This window comes from [Mycobacterium] manitobense (assembly GCF_025821665.1).
Lineage (GTDB): Bacteria > Actinomycetota > Actinomycetes > Mycobacteriales > Mycobacteriaceae > Mycobacterium > Mycobacterium arseniciresistens.
This window is the reverse complement of sequence record NZ_JACKSJ010000250.1, coordinates 49351-62379: the sequence shown is the minus strand read 5'-3', so window position 1 is coordinate 62379 and position 13029 is coordinate 49351. Positions and strand designations below refer to the sequence as shown.

Annotated in this window: 14 protein-coding genes and 1 pseudogene; 3 read left to right on the top strand and 12 right to left on the bottom strand. The window is 67.5% G+C overall.

The annotated features are described in order from the left end of the window. Positions 1–36 precede the first annotated feature (36 nt). Entirely contained in the window at positions 37–375 is a 339-nt protein-coding gene (locus H7I41_RS27815) for an ArsR/SmtB family transcription factor (protein ID WP_264015874.1), read from the top strand. Next, the gene (locus H7I41_RS27810; RefSeq protein ID WP_264015873.1) at positions 372–1004 is read left to right on the top strand and encodes an SRPBCC family protein; all 633 of its coding nucleotides are present in this window, start codon (positions 372–374) and stop codon (positions 1002–1004) included. The genes H7I41_RS27815 and H7I41_RS27810 overlap by 4 nt, the downstream gene beginning before the upstream one ends. On the opposite strand, the gene H7I41_RS27805 is transcribed toward H7I41_RS27810, so the two are convergent. The 6 genes and pseudogenes from H7I41_RS27805 to H7I41_RS27780 all read right to left on the bottom strand — a co-directional run bounded on the left by H7I41_RS27805 (position 986) and on the right by H7I41_RS27780 (position 5276). Next, complete coding sequence (locus H7I41_RS27805) at positions 986–2083, bottom strand: sulfate/molybdate ABC transporter ATP-binding protein (RefSeq protein ID WP_264015872.1); 1098 nt, start codon at positions 2081–2083, stop codon at positions 986–988. The genes H7I41_RS27810 and H7I41_RS27805 overlap by 19 nt on opposite strands. Beyond that, positions 2080–2892: an ABC transporter permease gene (locus tag H7I41_RS27800; RefSeq protein WP_264015871.1), complete on the bottom strand. Its 813-nt coding sequence runs from the start codon at positions 2890–2892 to the stop codon at positions 2080–2082. Before H7I41_RS27800 ends, H7I41_RS27805 begins: the two co-directional genes overlap by 4 nt. After that, positions 2889–3659, bottom strand: coding sequence for a molybdate ABC transporter substrate-binding protein (gene modA, locus H7I41_RS27795; protein WP_264015870.1), 771 nt, complete (start codon positions 3657–3659; stop codon positions 2889–2891). The genes H7I41_RS27800 and modA overlap by 4 nt, the downstream gene beginning before the upstream one ends. Beyond that, positions 3656–4051, bottom strand: coding sequence for a TOBE domain-containing protein (locus H7I41_RS27790; protein ID WP_276009793.1), 396 nt, complete (start codon positions 4049–4051; stop codon positions 3656–3658). The genes modA and H7I41_RS27790 overlap by 4 nt, the downstream gene beginning before the upstream one ends. A 118-nt stretch (positions 4052–4169) precedes the next feature. After that, positions 4170–4757, bottom strand: a complete 588-nt coding sequence (locus tag H7I41_RS27785) for a DUF7255 family protein (RefSeq protein WP_264015869.1) — start codon at positions 4755–4757, stop codon at positions 4170–4172. 1 nt (position 4758) lies between these two features. Then, positions 4759–5276: pseudogene (locus H7I41_RS27780) on the bottom strand (nitroreductase family protein). 260 nt (positions 5277–5536) lie between these two features. On the opposite strand from H7I41_RS27780, the gene H7I41_RS27775 reads away from it, so the two are divergent. Beyond that, positions 5537–6721: a Cmx/CmrA family chloramphenicol efflux MFS transporter gene (locus H7I41_RS27775; RefSeq protein WP_264015868.1), complete on the top strand. Its 1185-nt coding sequence runs from the start codon at positions 5537–5539 to the stop codon at positions 6719–6721. Between the two features lie 62 nt (positions 6722–6783). On the opposite strand, the gene H7I41_RS27770 is transcribed toward H7I41_RS27775, so the two are convergent. Genes H7I41_RS27770 through H7I41_RS27745 form a run of 6 tightly spaced genes read right to left on the bottom strand, consistent with a single transcriptional unit; the run spans position 6784 to position 13027 of the window. Further along, a complete protein-coding gene (locus tag H7I41_RS27770) occupies positions 6784–8487 on the bottom strand; it encodes an FAD-dependent oxidoreductase (protein WP_264015867.1) in 1704 nt (567 codons plus the stop codon). After that, on the bottom strand, positions 8465–8728 hold the full coding sequence (locus H7I41_RS27765; protein WP_264015866.1) for a UBP-type zinc finger domain-containing protein: 264 nt from the start codon (positions 8726–8728) through the stop codon (positions 8465–8467). The genes H7I41_RS27770 and H7I41_RS27765 overlap by 23 nt, the downstream gene beginning before the upstream one ends. Further along, positions 8725–9177, bottom strand: coding sequence for a thioredoxin (gene trxA, locus H7I41_RS27760; RefSeq protein ID WP_264015865.1), 453 nt, complete (start codon positions 9175–9177; stop codon positions 8725–8727). Before trxA ends, H7I41_RS27765 begins: the two co-directional genes overlap by 4 nt. A gap of 12 nt (positions 9178–9189) precedes the next feature. After that, entirely contained in the window at positions 9190–11814 is a 2625-nt protein-coding gene (clpB, locus tag H7I41_RS27755; protein ID WP_264015864.1) for an ATP-dependent chaperone ClpB, read from the bottom strand. Continuing rightward, positions 11796–12113, bottom strand: coding sequence for a chaperone modulator CbpM (locus H7I41_RS27750; RefSeq protein WP_264015863.1), 318 nt, complete (start codon positions 12111–12113; stop codon positions 11796–11798). The genes clpB and H7I41_RS27750 overlap by 19 nt, the downstream gene beginning before the upstream one ends. Next, entirely contained in the window at positions 12110–13027 is a 918-nt protein-coding gene (locus H7I41_RS27745; protein ID WP_264015862.1) for a DnaJ C-terminal domain-containing protein, read from the bottom strand. Before H7I41_RS27745 ends, H7I41_RS27750 begins: the two co-directional genes overlap by 4 nt. Positions 13028–13029 lie beyond the last annotated feature (2 nt).

The following is a 13029-nucleotide window of genomic DNA, read 5'->3' as shown; positions in this document are numbered from 1 at the left end:
TGACTTATATAAGTGGCAGCTTTATCTTCGGGGACTGTGCATGCGTTCGACGTTCTCGGAGACCCGGTGCGTCGCCGCATACTCGAACTGCTCGCCGACGGTGAGATGCCTGCGGGTTCCATCGGTCTCGCCATCCGGCAGGAGTTCGCCATCACCCAGCCGGCGGTGTCGCAGCACTTGAAAGTGCTGCGGGACAACGGCTTCACGATGGTGCGGCCGGAGGGTCAGCGCCGACTCTATGCCGTGAACGGCGCCGCGCTGCGCGACGTCGACGAATGGCTCGACACGTTCCGGCGATTCTGGGCGCCGCGCCTGGATTCGCTGGCCACCGAGATCGCACGTGGGAAACGACAACGACGAGGGAAGACATCATGATTGACGTCGATCATCAGATCAATGCCGTGCGGCGCACCGTCGGCGACACGGTGCACGACGCGGGGGAGGCCCGCATCCTGACCATCAGCCAGGCCTACGACACCGACCAGGCAGACCTGTGGGACGCGGTGACGAACATCGAACGCATCCCGCGATGGTTCCTGCCGATATCCGGCGACCTGTCCCTCGGCGGCACCTACCAGTTCGAGGGGCATGCCGGCGGCAAGATCCTCACCTGCGATCCGCCCGAGAACTTCACGGCCACCTGGGAATACGGCGACAACGTCAGCTGGATCGACGTCCGCGTCACCAGCGAGGGCCCCGGTCGGGCCCGGGTGGTGCTCGAGCACATCATCGCCGCCGAGGACGACAATTGGCGGGAGTTCGGGCCCGGTGCGGTCGGGATCGGCTGGGACTCGATGCTGCTCGGTCTGGCGATGCACCTGAGCAGTGGTGAGTCCATCGACCCCGCCTTCGGGCAGCAGTGGCTGGCCACCGAGGACGGCCGCCGGTTCCTGCGGCTGTCGAGCGAGGACTGGTACACCGCGGACGTCGGCAATGGCGCGGATGCTTCGGCGGCGCGCGCCGTGGCCGACCGGTGCCTGAAGGCCTACCTGGGCGAGGAGTAGGGTCGCGGCAACGCCGGATGCAGTTGCACTTCTTGAGCTTTGACCACGAAATGCACCGTCTTGCCGGGCTCGATGTCGAGGTCGGCCGCCGCGGCCGCGGTGATGTCGGCGGCCAGGCCCGTGCTCCCGTCAGGTTGTTCGGCCCCCCGGATCCGAACGGCCGTGCCATGGATGTCGACCTCGGCGATCGTCACGGCGATGACGTTGCGCGGGCTGGCGTGCGGCGGTTCGAGGTGGACGGCGACCGCACCGGGACGGAACAGCGCGATGGCTCCGGCGCCCGGCTCGACGTCGCCGATCCCGCGGACGTCGGCGCCCCAGGATGTGCGGATCACCCCGGGTTCGGTCACGACTCCCGGGACGAGATTGACCCCCGCGATCCTGGCCGCGAAGTCGCTGCGGGGCGCGGTGAGGACGCGACGGGCCGGACCGCTCTCCACCACCCGGCCGTTCTCGATGACGACGATCCTGTCGGCGATGGCCAACGCGTCGAGCAGGTCGTGGGTGACGATGATCGCCGTGCGGCCCGCATCGCGGAGCATCTCACGCAGCAGTCGGCGCAACGCCGGAGCGGCGGCGACGTCGAGGGCGGCCAGCGGTTCGTCGAGCAGCAGCAGCCGTGGTTCGGCGGCAAGCGCGCGGGCGATCGCGATCCGCTGCGCCTGCCCGCCCGAGAGCTGGGCCGGCTTACGGTCGGCGAGATCGGCGGCGCCGACGGCGTCCAGCCAGCGGTGGGCGGTGGCCCTCGCCGCCGACCGGGACTGCCTGGCGCAGCGCGGCCCGTAGGCGACGTTGGCCTCGACGCTCAGATGCGGGAACAACAGCGGCCGCTGCGTGAGCATCGCGACGTGGCGGGCGTGAGCCGGGACGAAGGTGCCTGTCTGAGTGTCGGTGACGACGGTGCCGCCCAGTTCGATCCGTCCGTCGTCGGGCCGCAGCAGACCCGCGATCATCAGCAGCAGGGTCGACTTGCCGACCCCGTTGGGGCCGAGCACAGCAAGGACTTCGCCGTCGCCGAGATCCAGGTCGAGATCAACGCCGCGTCCTGTCAGGCGCGCATCGACGCGCACGCTGCTCACAGTCGGCCCGTCAGGCGGCGGCCCGCCGAGGCGATGACGATCACCGCGGCGACGACGATGAGCAGCAGCGACAGCGCGACGGCGGCATCGGCGTCGGTTTCGCGCTGGAGGTAGATCTCCAGTGGCAGGGTCCGGGTCACGCCTTGCAGTGAGCCGGCGAACGTCAGCGTGGCGCCGAATTCGCCCAGCGAGCGCGCGAAGGCGAGCACTGCGCCCGACACCAATCCGGGAAGCACCAGCGGCAAGGTCACGGTCCGCAGCACCGTGGTGGGCCGGGCGCCGAGCGTGGCGGCGATGTGTTCGTAGCCCGTCCCCGCCGAACGCAGCGCACCCTCGAGGCTGACGACGAGAAAGGGCAGCGACACGAACGACTGAGCGAGCACCACCGCGGAGGTGGAGAAGGCGATCCGGATGCCCAGCAGGTCGAGTTGGTGGCCGAGCAGCCCCTGCCTGCCGAACGTGTACAACAGTGCGATGCCGCCCACCACGGGTGGCAGCACGAGCGGAAGCAGCACCAGCGCGCGCAGCACGGATTGTCCCGGGAAGCTGCCACGAGCCAGGACGAGCGCCATCGGGATGCCGAGCAGCACGCAGACCGCGGTGCTCGCCGTCGCGGTCTGCAGGCTCAACAGCAGTGCCGCACGCGAGGATTCGGAGGTGATGAGCGGTATGAAGTTCGCCCAGTCGATCTCGAGCAGGATCGCCACCAGCGGCACGATGACGAAGAGCGCTCCCCCGGCGGCGGGGAGGTAGACCCAGGCCGGCAGCCCGACCTGGATCAGGCCATTCGTCCGCCGGGTGGTGGTCACGGCGCGGCGAAGCCCGCTGCCGCCAGGGCTTCCTGCCCGGCCGGACCGGTGACTAGATCGATGAACGTCTGTGCCGCAATCGGATTCGGTGAGTCTTCGAGGACGGTGATCGGATAGGTGTTCAGTGCGTCGCCGGCTTCGGGAAACGGGATCGCGGTGACGTCGTCGCGCGCGCCGACGGCATCGGTGACGTACACCAGACCCGCGTCTGCCTGGCCGGAGGTGACCTTGCCGAGCACGTCGGTCACGGCGGACTCCTCGCTCACCGGTGTCAGGGTGACGCCCGTCGCCCGCTCGACCTTCTCGGTGGCCGAGCCGCAGGGCACCTGCGGCGCGCACACGACGACCTGCGTTCCGGGCTTGGCGAGGTCTGCGAATGTCGCTATGCCCGTGGGGTTCCCGGGCTGCGTGACAATGGTCAGGCTGTTGGTGGCGAAGTTGACCGGCTCACCGGCCACCAGGCCGGCGTCGACGGCCTTGGTCATGTTGTTCACGTCGGCGGAGGCGAAGACATCGGCGGGTGCGCCCTGCGTCAGCTGGGTGGCCAGATCCGATGAGCCGGCGAAGTTGAATGAGACGGTGGCCCCGGGATTATCGCGTTCGAACCGGGCGCCGAGTTGGGTGAACGTCGTCGTCAACGATGCCGCGGCGAACACGGTGATCGGCGTGCCTGCGCTTGCGGAGGACGAGTCGGTCTGCGACGACGAACACGCCGCGACGAGTGCTACAGCGCTCAGCGTCGCGGTGATGCCGACGATCGACCTCATGACGTACCTGCGGGAGTCTCGACGATCACGTTGGTGGCTTTGACGACCGCGACGGCGAGCACACCGGGTTCGAGGCCGAGTTGGCGGGCCGATTCGGTGCTCATCAGGGAGACGACCGTGAACGGTCCGCATTGCATCTGCACCTCGCACATCACCTGGTCGGCGGTCACCTTGGTGACGAGCCCGACAAACCGATTCCGCGCCGAACTGCCGACACCGAGGGGGTCCGGTGGCGGTGTCGCGTGTTCGCGGGCGAATTCGGCCAACGCCTTGCCGTCGATGACCTTGCGGCCGGTCTCGTCCTTGTGCGACGCGAGGCTGCCGCTGTCGATCCAGCGGCGGACGGTGTCGTCGCTGACGCCGAGGATCACCGCGGCGTCCTTGATCTTCATTGTCGGCACGTCGTCACCCACTGCTCGAATGTAGAACCGCAGCTGCGGCAATATTTCTGTAATTCAACCATGAATGCGGAACTAGACCGCGATAAGGTCCGCATCCGAACAGGGAGGGTTACCTCCCGAGCGCCGCGCGCAACCGGTCGCGATGCCGGCGATAAGCGTCGGCACCGTCGCGGTCCGCCGCGTCGATCCGGATGAGCACTGGATGCCCCGCCGCGGGCGTGGCCAGGTCGCGAAGTGCGTCGTAGTACGCGCGCTGCCGCTGCCGGCCGCCGATTCCGAAGCCTCGCGCGGCTTTCGTCCGGTAGAAGTTGTCCGACCTGTCCCGCCAGGTCTCGCAGAGGTCCGTGTACCGGCCGTGGTCGAATCCCAGCGGCGCGTCAGGCAGATACAGCTGCAGCGAGCGAAGCCTCGCCGAGGTGAAGTGTTGCGATTCGTCGACCTCGATCAGCGTCCCGGAGTCGACGTGGAGGAAGTCGCCGCGCAGTGGTGTGGTGCGGGCGGTCGCCAGCGTCGCCAGGTCGCCGCCGAGGGCGACGTAGATGCTCTCCAGAGTCGCCCTCACCGAGGCGAACTGCGCGCCTGGCGGAAGCCCGAGGTGACCTCGCTGATTGAGCCATTCGACGCGCTGGCCGACGAGTTCGACACCGTCGTCGCGCGCCGCGTCGCGGAACGCATCCTGCGTAGCGCCTACCGGCATGTCACCAGCGGCCGTAGCGGACGACGCCGTCGAACGGGCGGCGATCCGGTGTGGTGATCGGCGCCAGCGGGCGGTCGGCGGGATATCCGATACCGAGCAGATACGCGACGATGCGATCATCGGGCACACCCAGGATGGCGCGGGCTTTGTCCTGATTGCCGACCGAGGAGTGCCCGGTGCCGATGCCCAGATCGGTAAGCGCGAGCATCATCGCCATCGTCGCCTGCCCGAGGTCGTACTGGTCGAGGGTCTTGCGGCGTTCCTCCGGCGGCACCGGCGCGACGAGCGCGATGGCAGCGGGCGCCGACGCGATGTGTGACCCGCGCCCTGCCACACCGTCGACAACTCCTGCAGCGTCGCAGGGTCGAGGACGACCACGAACTCCCACGGCTGACGATTCCTCGCCGACGGTGACCGCCACCCGGCCTCGGCGATGCGCCGCAGAGCCTCCTCGGGCACCGGGTCCGGTCGGTAGCTCCTGACGTTGCGTCGGGCGCGCAGCGCATCCCAGGTCTCCACGTCGTCCTCCGCTCCTATGCGACTGCCACGTCATGTCATTTCCCGGCGTCTAATCCGATTGCATCACAACCGTGAGCCTGCGTAGGGTTCGCGCCATGTCGAGCCCAGAGGCAGCCAAGGTGGGGGCTTTCGGTCACGCCGTCAGCCCCCTGGCCCGCTGATTTCATAGCCCTTGCGGTGCGCCCGCGCGCCACATGTCGGGGAGCTGACCGCGGTGACGAGACGTCCATCACTCGTCTTCACTCACCTCGGAGTTCTCGATGCCTCTTGCCCTCTATCTGCTTGCCGTGGCCGTCTTCGCGATGGGCACGTCGGAGTTCATGCTCGCCGGCCTGCTGCCGGACATCGCTGCCGCTCTTGATGTCTCGCTCGCCACCGCGGGACTTCTCACCTCCGCTTTCGCGGCGGGGATGGCTGTCGGTGCGCCGCTGATGGCGGCGTTGTCACGTCAGTGGCCCGCCCGCACCTGTCTGCTCGGCTTCGTGCTGCTGTTCGCCGGTGCACATGCCGTCGGCGCCCTCACCACGAGTTTCGCCGTGCTGCTCGTCACCCGGATCGCCGCTGCGCTGGCCAACGCCGCTTTCCTGGCCGTGGCGCTCACCGTGGCGGCCACCCTCGTACCGGCCGATCGGAAGGGGCGCGCTGTCGCGGTGCTGTTGTCGGGCACGACGGTCGCGATGATCGCCGGGGTCCCCGCCGGTGCGGCGCTCGGCGAGCTGCTCGGCTGGCGGGCACCGTTCTGGGCCATAGCGCTGCTGTGCCTGCCCGCTGCAGTCGGCGTCACGAAGGTCGTCCCGAATCCGGCCGGCGACTTCCCGAGACAGGGTCCGCGCCACCTGTCGCTGCGGTCGGAGTTCGCGCAGCTCACCAACCCCGTACTCGTTCTGACCATGCTGGTCGGTGCCCTGTTCAACGGCGCATCGTTCGCCACCATTACCTACGTGGCGCCGATCGTCACCTCGACGGCGGGCATGGGCGAGCTGTGGGTCCCGATTGTGCTGCTGCTCTTCGGTTTCGGGTCGTTCATCGGAGTCGCCGTCGCCTGGCGGCTGTCCGATCGGCATCCGGGAGCGGTGATCGGTGTGGGTGGTCCGCTGCTGCTGCTCGGCTGGGTCGCCATGGCGACCCTCGCCACCGAGCCTGCGACCCTTGTGCTGTCGGTGTTCGTGCAGGGAGCACTGTCCTTCGGGGTGGGCAGCACGCTGATCGCCAGGGTGCTCTACCAGGCTGTTGGCGCCCCGACGATGGGCGGGTCGTATGCGACCGCGGCGTTGAACATCGGCGCGGCAGGCGGTCCTGCCATCGCCGCGGCAAGCTTCGGCACGCATGTCGGTCACCTCGGCCCGGTGTGGGCGAGCAGCCTGCTGACGGCACTTGCGGTCGTCGTGGCGCTTCCTCTGCTGCGGGTCATCGTGCCCCCATGGCCTCGCCGGCGGCTGTTCTGATCGCGGATGCCAGCCGCGTGGATATGCCCGGGCAGGAGATCGGCCGAGGACCGCTCCGCCGGTCAGGTCCCGAAGTACTCGTGGATTTGGCGGATCGCCATCGATCCCTCGCCGACCGCGGAGGCCACCCGTTTGACCGAGCCGCTGCGCACGTCGCCCACCGCGAACACACCGGGCTGGCTGGTCTCCAACTTCATCGGCTGACGGGGCGGTCGCCCCTGATCGCCGTCAGCGTCCGAGTAGAGCGCAGCGGTGCCGGTCGGGACGAAGCCGCGCTCGTCGAGTTGGACTGCGCCGGCGAGCCACGAGGTGTGGGGATCTGCGCCGATGAAGACGAATAAGGCGCGCGTCTGGATCGACTGCCGTTGGCCCGTTCGGTTGTCCTCGGTCACCACCGCTCCGAGTGCATCGTTGCCGCGCACTTCCCGGATCTCGGTGCGCGTCCGGACGGTCACGCGGGGGTTCGCGTTGATCTGGTCGACGAGATACCGGGACATGTCTTTGTTCAGGTCGTCGCCGCGGATCACCACGAATACCCGGGAGGCCTGTGCGGCGAGGAACACGGCAGCCTGGCCCGCGGAGTTGCCACCTCCGACGATGACGATGGGCCCGGTGCCGCACATCAACGCCTCCTGAACCGTGGCGGCGTAGTACACGCCCTTGCCCTCGAACGATTCGATCCCCGGGACAGCGAGTCTTCGATACCTGGCTCCCATGGCCAGTACTACGGCCCTGGCCACCATCGTCCCGCCGTCCGCGAGCGTCAGCTGGTACTGGCCGTGGTCCGATTCCAGCCGGATGATCTCGGCGGACACCGAGATCCGTGCTCCGAACTTCTCGGCCTGCAGGGCAGCACGTTCAGCGAGGTCGCCCCCGGAGATTCCACCGGGGAATCCGAGATAATTCTCGATCCTCGACGACGTTCCAGCCTGCCCGCCGGTCGCGATCCGTTCCATGGCCGCGGTGGCCAGGCCGTCGGATGCTGCGTACACCGCGGCGCCGAGCCCAGCGGGACCAGCACCCACCACGATGACGTCGGATTCGTCGGGCGCCGCGTCGGGCACCGGCAGTCCCACCCGCCGGGCCAGCTCTGTGTTGGTCGGGTTGCGCAGCACCACACCGCCCCATATCACCACCGGTGTGTCCTGGGCGCTCACCCCGAACCGCTGCAGCAGGCGTTCGGCCTGGGGGTCACGCTCAAGGTCGAACCAGCGGTGCGGCAACCGATTTCGTGCGGCGAATTCACGTAGCCGAGTGGTGTCCGGCGAGTAGCAGGAGCCGATGATCCGGAATCCGGATCCCTCCTGAATGAGCAGGCAACGCCGCCAGAGATATGCGCGCAGGATCAGATCGCTGAGAGCTGGATCGTGGGCGACCAGATCCCGCACCCGTTCGGTCGGGACCATCAGCACTTCACCGGGTTCCACCACCTCCGCGGTGTAGAACGCTGCCTGGCCCTCGAGGTCGCCCAACTCGCCGAGGAACCGCCCGGGGCCGTGCACCCGGGTCACGCGCTGGTTGCCCGCATCGTCTGTCACGCTGACGGCCACCTTGCCTGCCACGATGACGAAGAAGTGCTCGGCGCTTTCACCTTCGCGAACGAGCACCTCGCCCGCGCTGACGGTTCGCCGGGCACAGCCTGCCTCGAGGGTGGCGATCTGATCCTCGGACAGCCGCGGGTAGGCGCCGTGAATGTCGGGGGTTTCGGCCAGCGGAGGCGATTCGCGCTGGTCGAGGACGGCCTCAGACATAGTCTTCGTGGACATAGCACCAGCGCCAATTCTCGCCTGGTTCGATGGACTGCACGATCGGGTGTTCTACCGTGTGCGCGTGTGCCCGGGCATGCCGCATCGGTGACGAGTCGCAGCACCCGACGTGCCCGCACGTCAGGCACAGCCGCAGGTGAACCCACGGTGTGCCCAGCCGCAAGCACTCCTCACAGCCGTTCGTGCGCGGGCGCACCGGGCGGATGGTCGCCACATGTGGATCGATGTTCACTGATGTCATGGCCTTGCTTCCTTCCCACGGTCGGCCGACAGCGCCTGGTCCAACCAACTTCGTAGTGCCGCAACGGGAGCAGCTCCCGCTTGCCGCGCCAGCACCTGCCCGTTGTCGAGGACCAGCAGCGTCGGCACCGCTTGCACCGTGAACCGCTGCGAGATCGCCGGTGCACTGTCCACGTCGACCTTGACCAGTTTGAGTCGTCCGGCGCGTTCGGATGCAAGCTGCTCCAGCGCCGGACTCACCATGCGGCACGGTCCGCACCAGGGCGCCCACAGGTCGACAAGGACTGGAACCGAGGCCGTTTCGGCGACCTCCGCGAAGTCCCCGTCGCCGGCCGCCGCGATCCACGGCAGCCACTGGTGACAGTTGGCGCACCGGGGCTTTCCCGCAGCCGCCGCAGGTACGCGGTTTCGTTTTCCGCAATGCGGGCATGTCACGATTTCCGATGCCACGGCACTCCTCCGTCAGGCCGCCAGGGCGGGTTCCGAATACCCGACCCTGAGTTCGCCGTTCTCCACGGTGACGCGGATCTTGCCACCGCCCGCGACATCGCCGCGTAGCAACGCCCGGCCGATTTTGGTTTCCACCTCGTGGGCGATGTAGCGGCGTAGCGGCCGTGCCCCGTACACCGGATCGTAGCCACGTTCGGCGATCATCCGGCGAGCGTCCACGGTGATGTCGAGTTCGATTTGCCTTTCCACCAGACGATCCCGTAGCTCGGCAAGCTGTAGCTCGACGATCCGCTCGAGCTGTGCCATTGACAGCGGAGCGAACAGCACGATGTCGTCGACGCGGTTGAGGAACTCGGGCCGGAAATGTCCGCGCAGCTCGGCCATCACCCGGTCGCGCGCGTCGGGCTTGATCTCGCCGTCCGCGGTGACGCCGTCGAGCAGGTGGTGCGATCCGATGTTGGAGGTCATGATGACCACCGTGTTGCGGAAGTCCACGTGACGTCCCTGTGCATCGGTGAGCCGGCCGTCGTCGAGCACCTGAAGCAGGGTGTTGAACACATCGGCGTGCGCCTTCTCGATCTCGTCGAGCAGTACGACCGAGTAGGGCTTGCGACGCACCGCTTCGGTGAGCTGACCGCCCTCCTCGTAGCCGACGTATCCCGGCGGTGCACCGACCAACCGGCTCACCGTGTGCCGCTCCTGGTACTCGCTCATGTCAAGCCGGACCGTGTTGTCCTCTCTGTCGAACAAGGCGGCCGCCAGCGTCTTCGCGAGCTCGGTCTTACCCACCCCGGTGGGCCCGAGGAAGATGAACGAGCCGATCGGGCGGCGCGGATCGCGGATTCCGGAGCGGGCCCGAATCACCGCATCGGCGACCAGCTGGACCGCCTCGTCCTGGCCGATCACCCGCTCGTGCAGTATTTCGTCGAGCCGCAACAGCTTTTCCCGTTCGCCCTCCTGCAATCGCGCGACCGGTATGCCGGTCCATGCCGCCACGATTTCGGCGATCTCGTCCTCGGTGACGACCTCGCGGAGCAAACGCTTTTCGCCCTGCTTGGACGTCAGCTGTTCCTCGGCCGCTTGCAATTTGCGTTCCAGTTCGGTGATCTGGCCATAGCGCAACTCGGCCGCCCGGTTGAGGTCATAGTTGCGTTCGGCTTCTTCGGCCTCGCGCCGGAGCTGCTCGAGTTGTCCGCGAAGTTCCTGTACCCGCCGGATCGCCTGCCGTTCGGCATCCCACTGGGCGTGCTGGGCGTCGGCCTCTGATCGCAGATCGGCCAGTTCCTTGCGAAGTTCCTCCAGCCGCGACTTGCTGGCCGCGTCGGTCTCCTTGGCCAGTGCCGCCTCCTCGATCTCGAGCCGGGTGACCCGACGGGTGATCTCATCCAACTCCGCCGGCATCGAGTCGATTTCGGTGCGTAGCCGCGCACACGCCTCGTCCACCAGGTCGATCGCCTTATCGGGCAGGAAGCGGTCGGTGATGTAGCGGTGCGACAGCGTTGCCGCCGCCACCAGTGCGGCATCCTGAATCTTCACCCCGTGGAACACCTCGAGGCGTTCGCGCAGCCCGCGCAGGATCGAAACGGTGTCCTCGACGTCAGGTTCGTCGACCAGCACGGTCTGGAACCGGCGCTCCAACGCGGCGTCCTTTTCAATGTGCTTGCGATATTCGTCCAGGGTGGTGGCACCGATCATGTGCAGCTCACCGCGGGCAAGCATCGGCTTCAGCATGTTGCCGGCGTCCAGCGACCCCTCCGTCGCGCCTGCGCCGACCACGGTGTGTAACTCATCGACGAACAGCAGAATTCGCCCCTCGCCGGCCTTCACCTCAGACAGCACGGCCTGCAGCCGTTCCTCGAACTCACCTCGATACTTCGCACCTGCCACCAGCGAGCCCATGTCGAGGGAAAAAATTGTTTTGTCCCGCAGACCTTCCGGGACATCGGCGCGAACGATCCGCTGGGCCAGGCCCTCCACGATCGCCGTCTTGCCGACTCCGGGGTCGCCAATGAGAACCGGATTGTTCTTCGTCTTACGGCTGAGGATCTGAATTACTCTGCGGATCTCGGCGTCTCGACCTATCACCGGATCCAGCTTTCCGGCGCGGGCCTCGGCGACCAGGTCGCGGCCGTACTTCTCCAGCGCCTCGTAGGCCCCCTCGGGCGACGCTGACGTGACCCGCTGGTTGCCACGGACCTTGGTCAGCGCGCCCAGGAACGATTCCCGGTTGACGCCATGGGAGGCCAGCATCCGTCCGGCCGCGCTCGAGGAACCCTCTTCGGCAAGCGCGATGACGAGGTGCTCCACCGACACGTAATCGTCTTTTAGCCGCTTGGCTTCCCGCTCGGCGGCCTCCAACAGGTTCGCCAGCCGCCTGCTGACAGAGACCTGGCCCGGCGCGGCGCCTGGACCGCTCACCTTCGGTCGCCGGTTCAGCTCGCGTTCCAGGTCCGCGCGCAGGGCCGCAGTGTCGGCGCCCGCCTGATCCAGCAGTCGCGGGACGAGACCCTCGGGCTGGTCGATAAGAGACATCAAGAGATGTTCGCCGTCGACCTCGGTGTGACCCATCCGGGTCGCGATGCTCTGCGCTTCGGTCAACGCTTCCTGTGACTTCTGAGTCAGCTTGTTGATGTCCACGGCGATGTCCTCCTTCGGCGAGAAGTGGATTCCAGCTCTTCGATGTGGTCCAGCAGGTCGAGCACCAGTCCAATTGCCGCGTAGTTGAGTCCCAGACCTGTCCTCAACCGCTGGATGCGCGCCACCGTCACCAACGCCGACGGTTCGAATGAGGGTTCGCCGCGGGCATCCTGCCGGCAGGCGACGAGTCCGAGCGCTACAAATCTGCGCACCATGTCGGGATGTAATGCGCAACGCGTTGCGAACTCGTCGAGTTGCATACCGGGCCGCCGCGCGAGGACATACCGTGTTGCGGTCATGGTCCCCTCCTCGGGTCGAACGTGGACTCCGCCGCCAGTTGTTGGAACAGCTCATGCTCTCGCGCCGTCGGTGTCGGTGGCACCACCACCTTGATCTCTGCGTAGAGGTCGCCGGCGGCGCCGCGCGGGTTGGGCATCCCTTCGCCGCGCAGACGCAACCGACGGCCCGTCGACGAGCCTCCAGGCACCTTGACCTTGGCTTCCCCGCCGGGAGTTCGGACGGCGACAGTGGTCCCCAGCACCGCCTCCCACGGCGACACCGGTAGATCGACGATGACGTCGCGTCCGTCGAGCCGGAAGTGCGGATGCGGCTTGATGCGCACCCTCAGGTACAGATCTCCGGCCGGGCCATCACCGCTACCCCGGCCGCCCTCTCCCGCGAGCCGGATTCGCTGACCGTCGATGACGCCCGCGGGAATGGTGACCCCGTAGGTGCGGCCATCCAAGGAGAGTTGCCGCTTGCCGCCCCGGTAGGCCTCCTCGAGGGTCAGCTCCAGCTCCGCTTCCTGGTCGGCGCCCGGTATCGGCCCGAATCCGCCACCGCCGCCGAACATGTCGCCGAACAAGTCTTCGATGTTGATGCCGCCGCCCGCACCGCCGAAGCCCTGACCGTTGTACGCCCTTGTGCCGGATCGTCTTCCGCCGCCGAAGCCGCCGGCCCCCGCAGCTGCTCGCTCTTCCCAGTCCTCGGGCACCTGCCGGAAGTCCTGGCCGAATCGGTCGTAGCGCTTGCGGGTGTCGAGATCCGACAACACGTGATAGGCCTCATTGATCTCTTTGAACCGGTCCTCGGCCGCAGGATCCTTGTTGACATCGGGGTGGTATTTACGGGCCAGCGTGCGGAACGCCTGCTGGAGCTGGTCGGCGCTCGCGTCCCGCGACACCCCGAGGACTTGGTAGTAGTCGCGGGCCACTC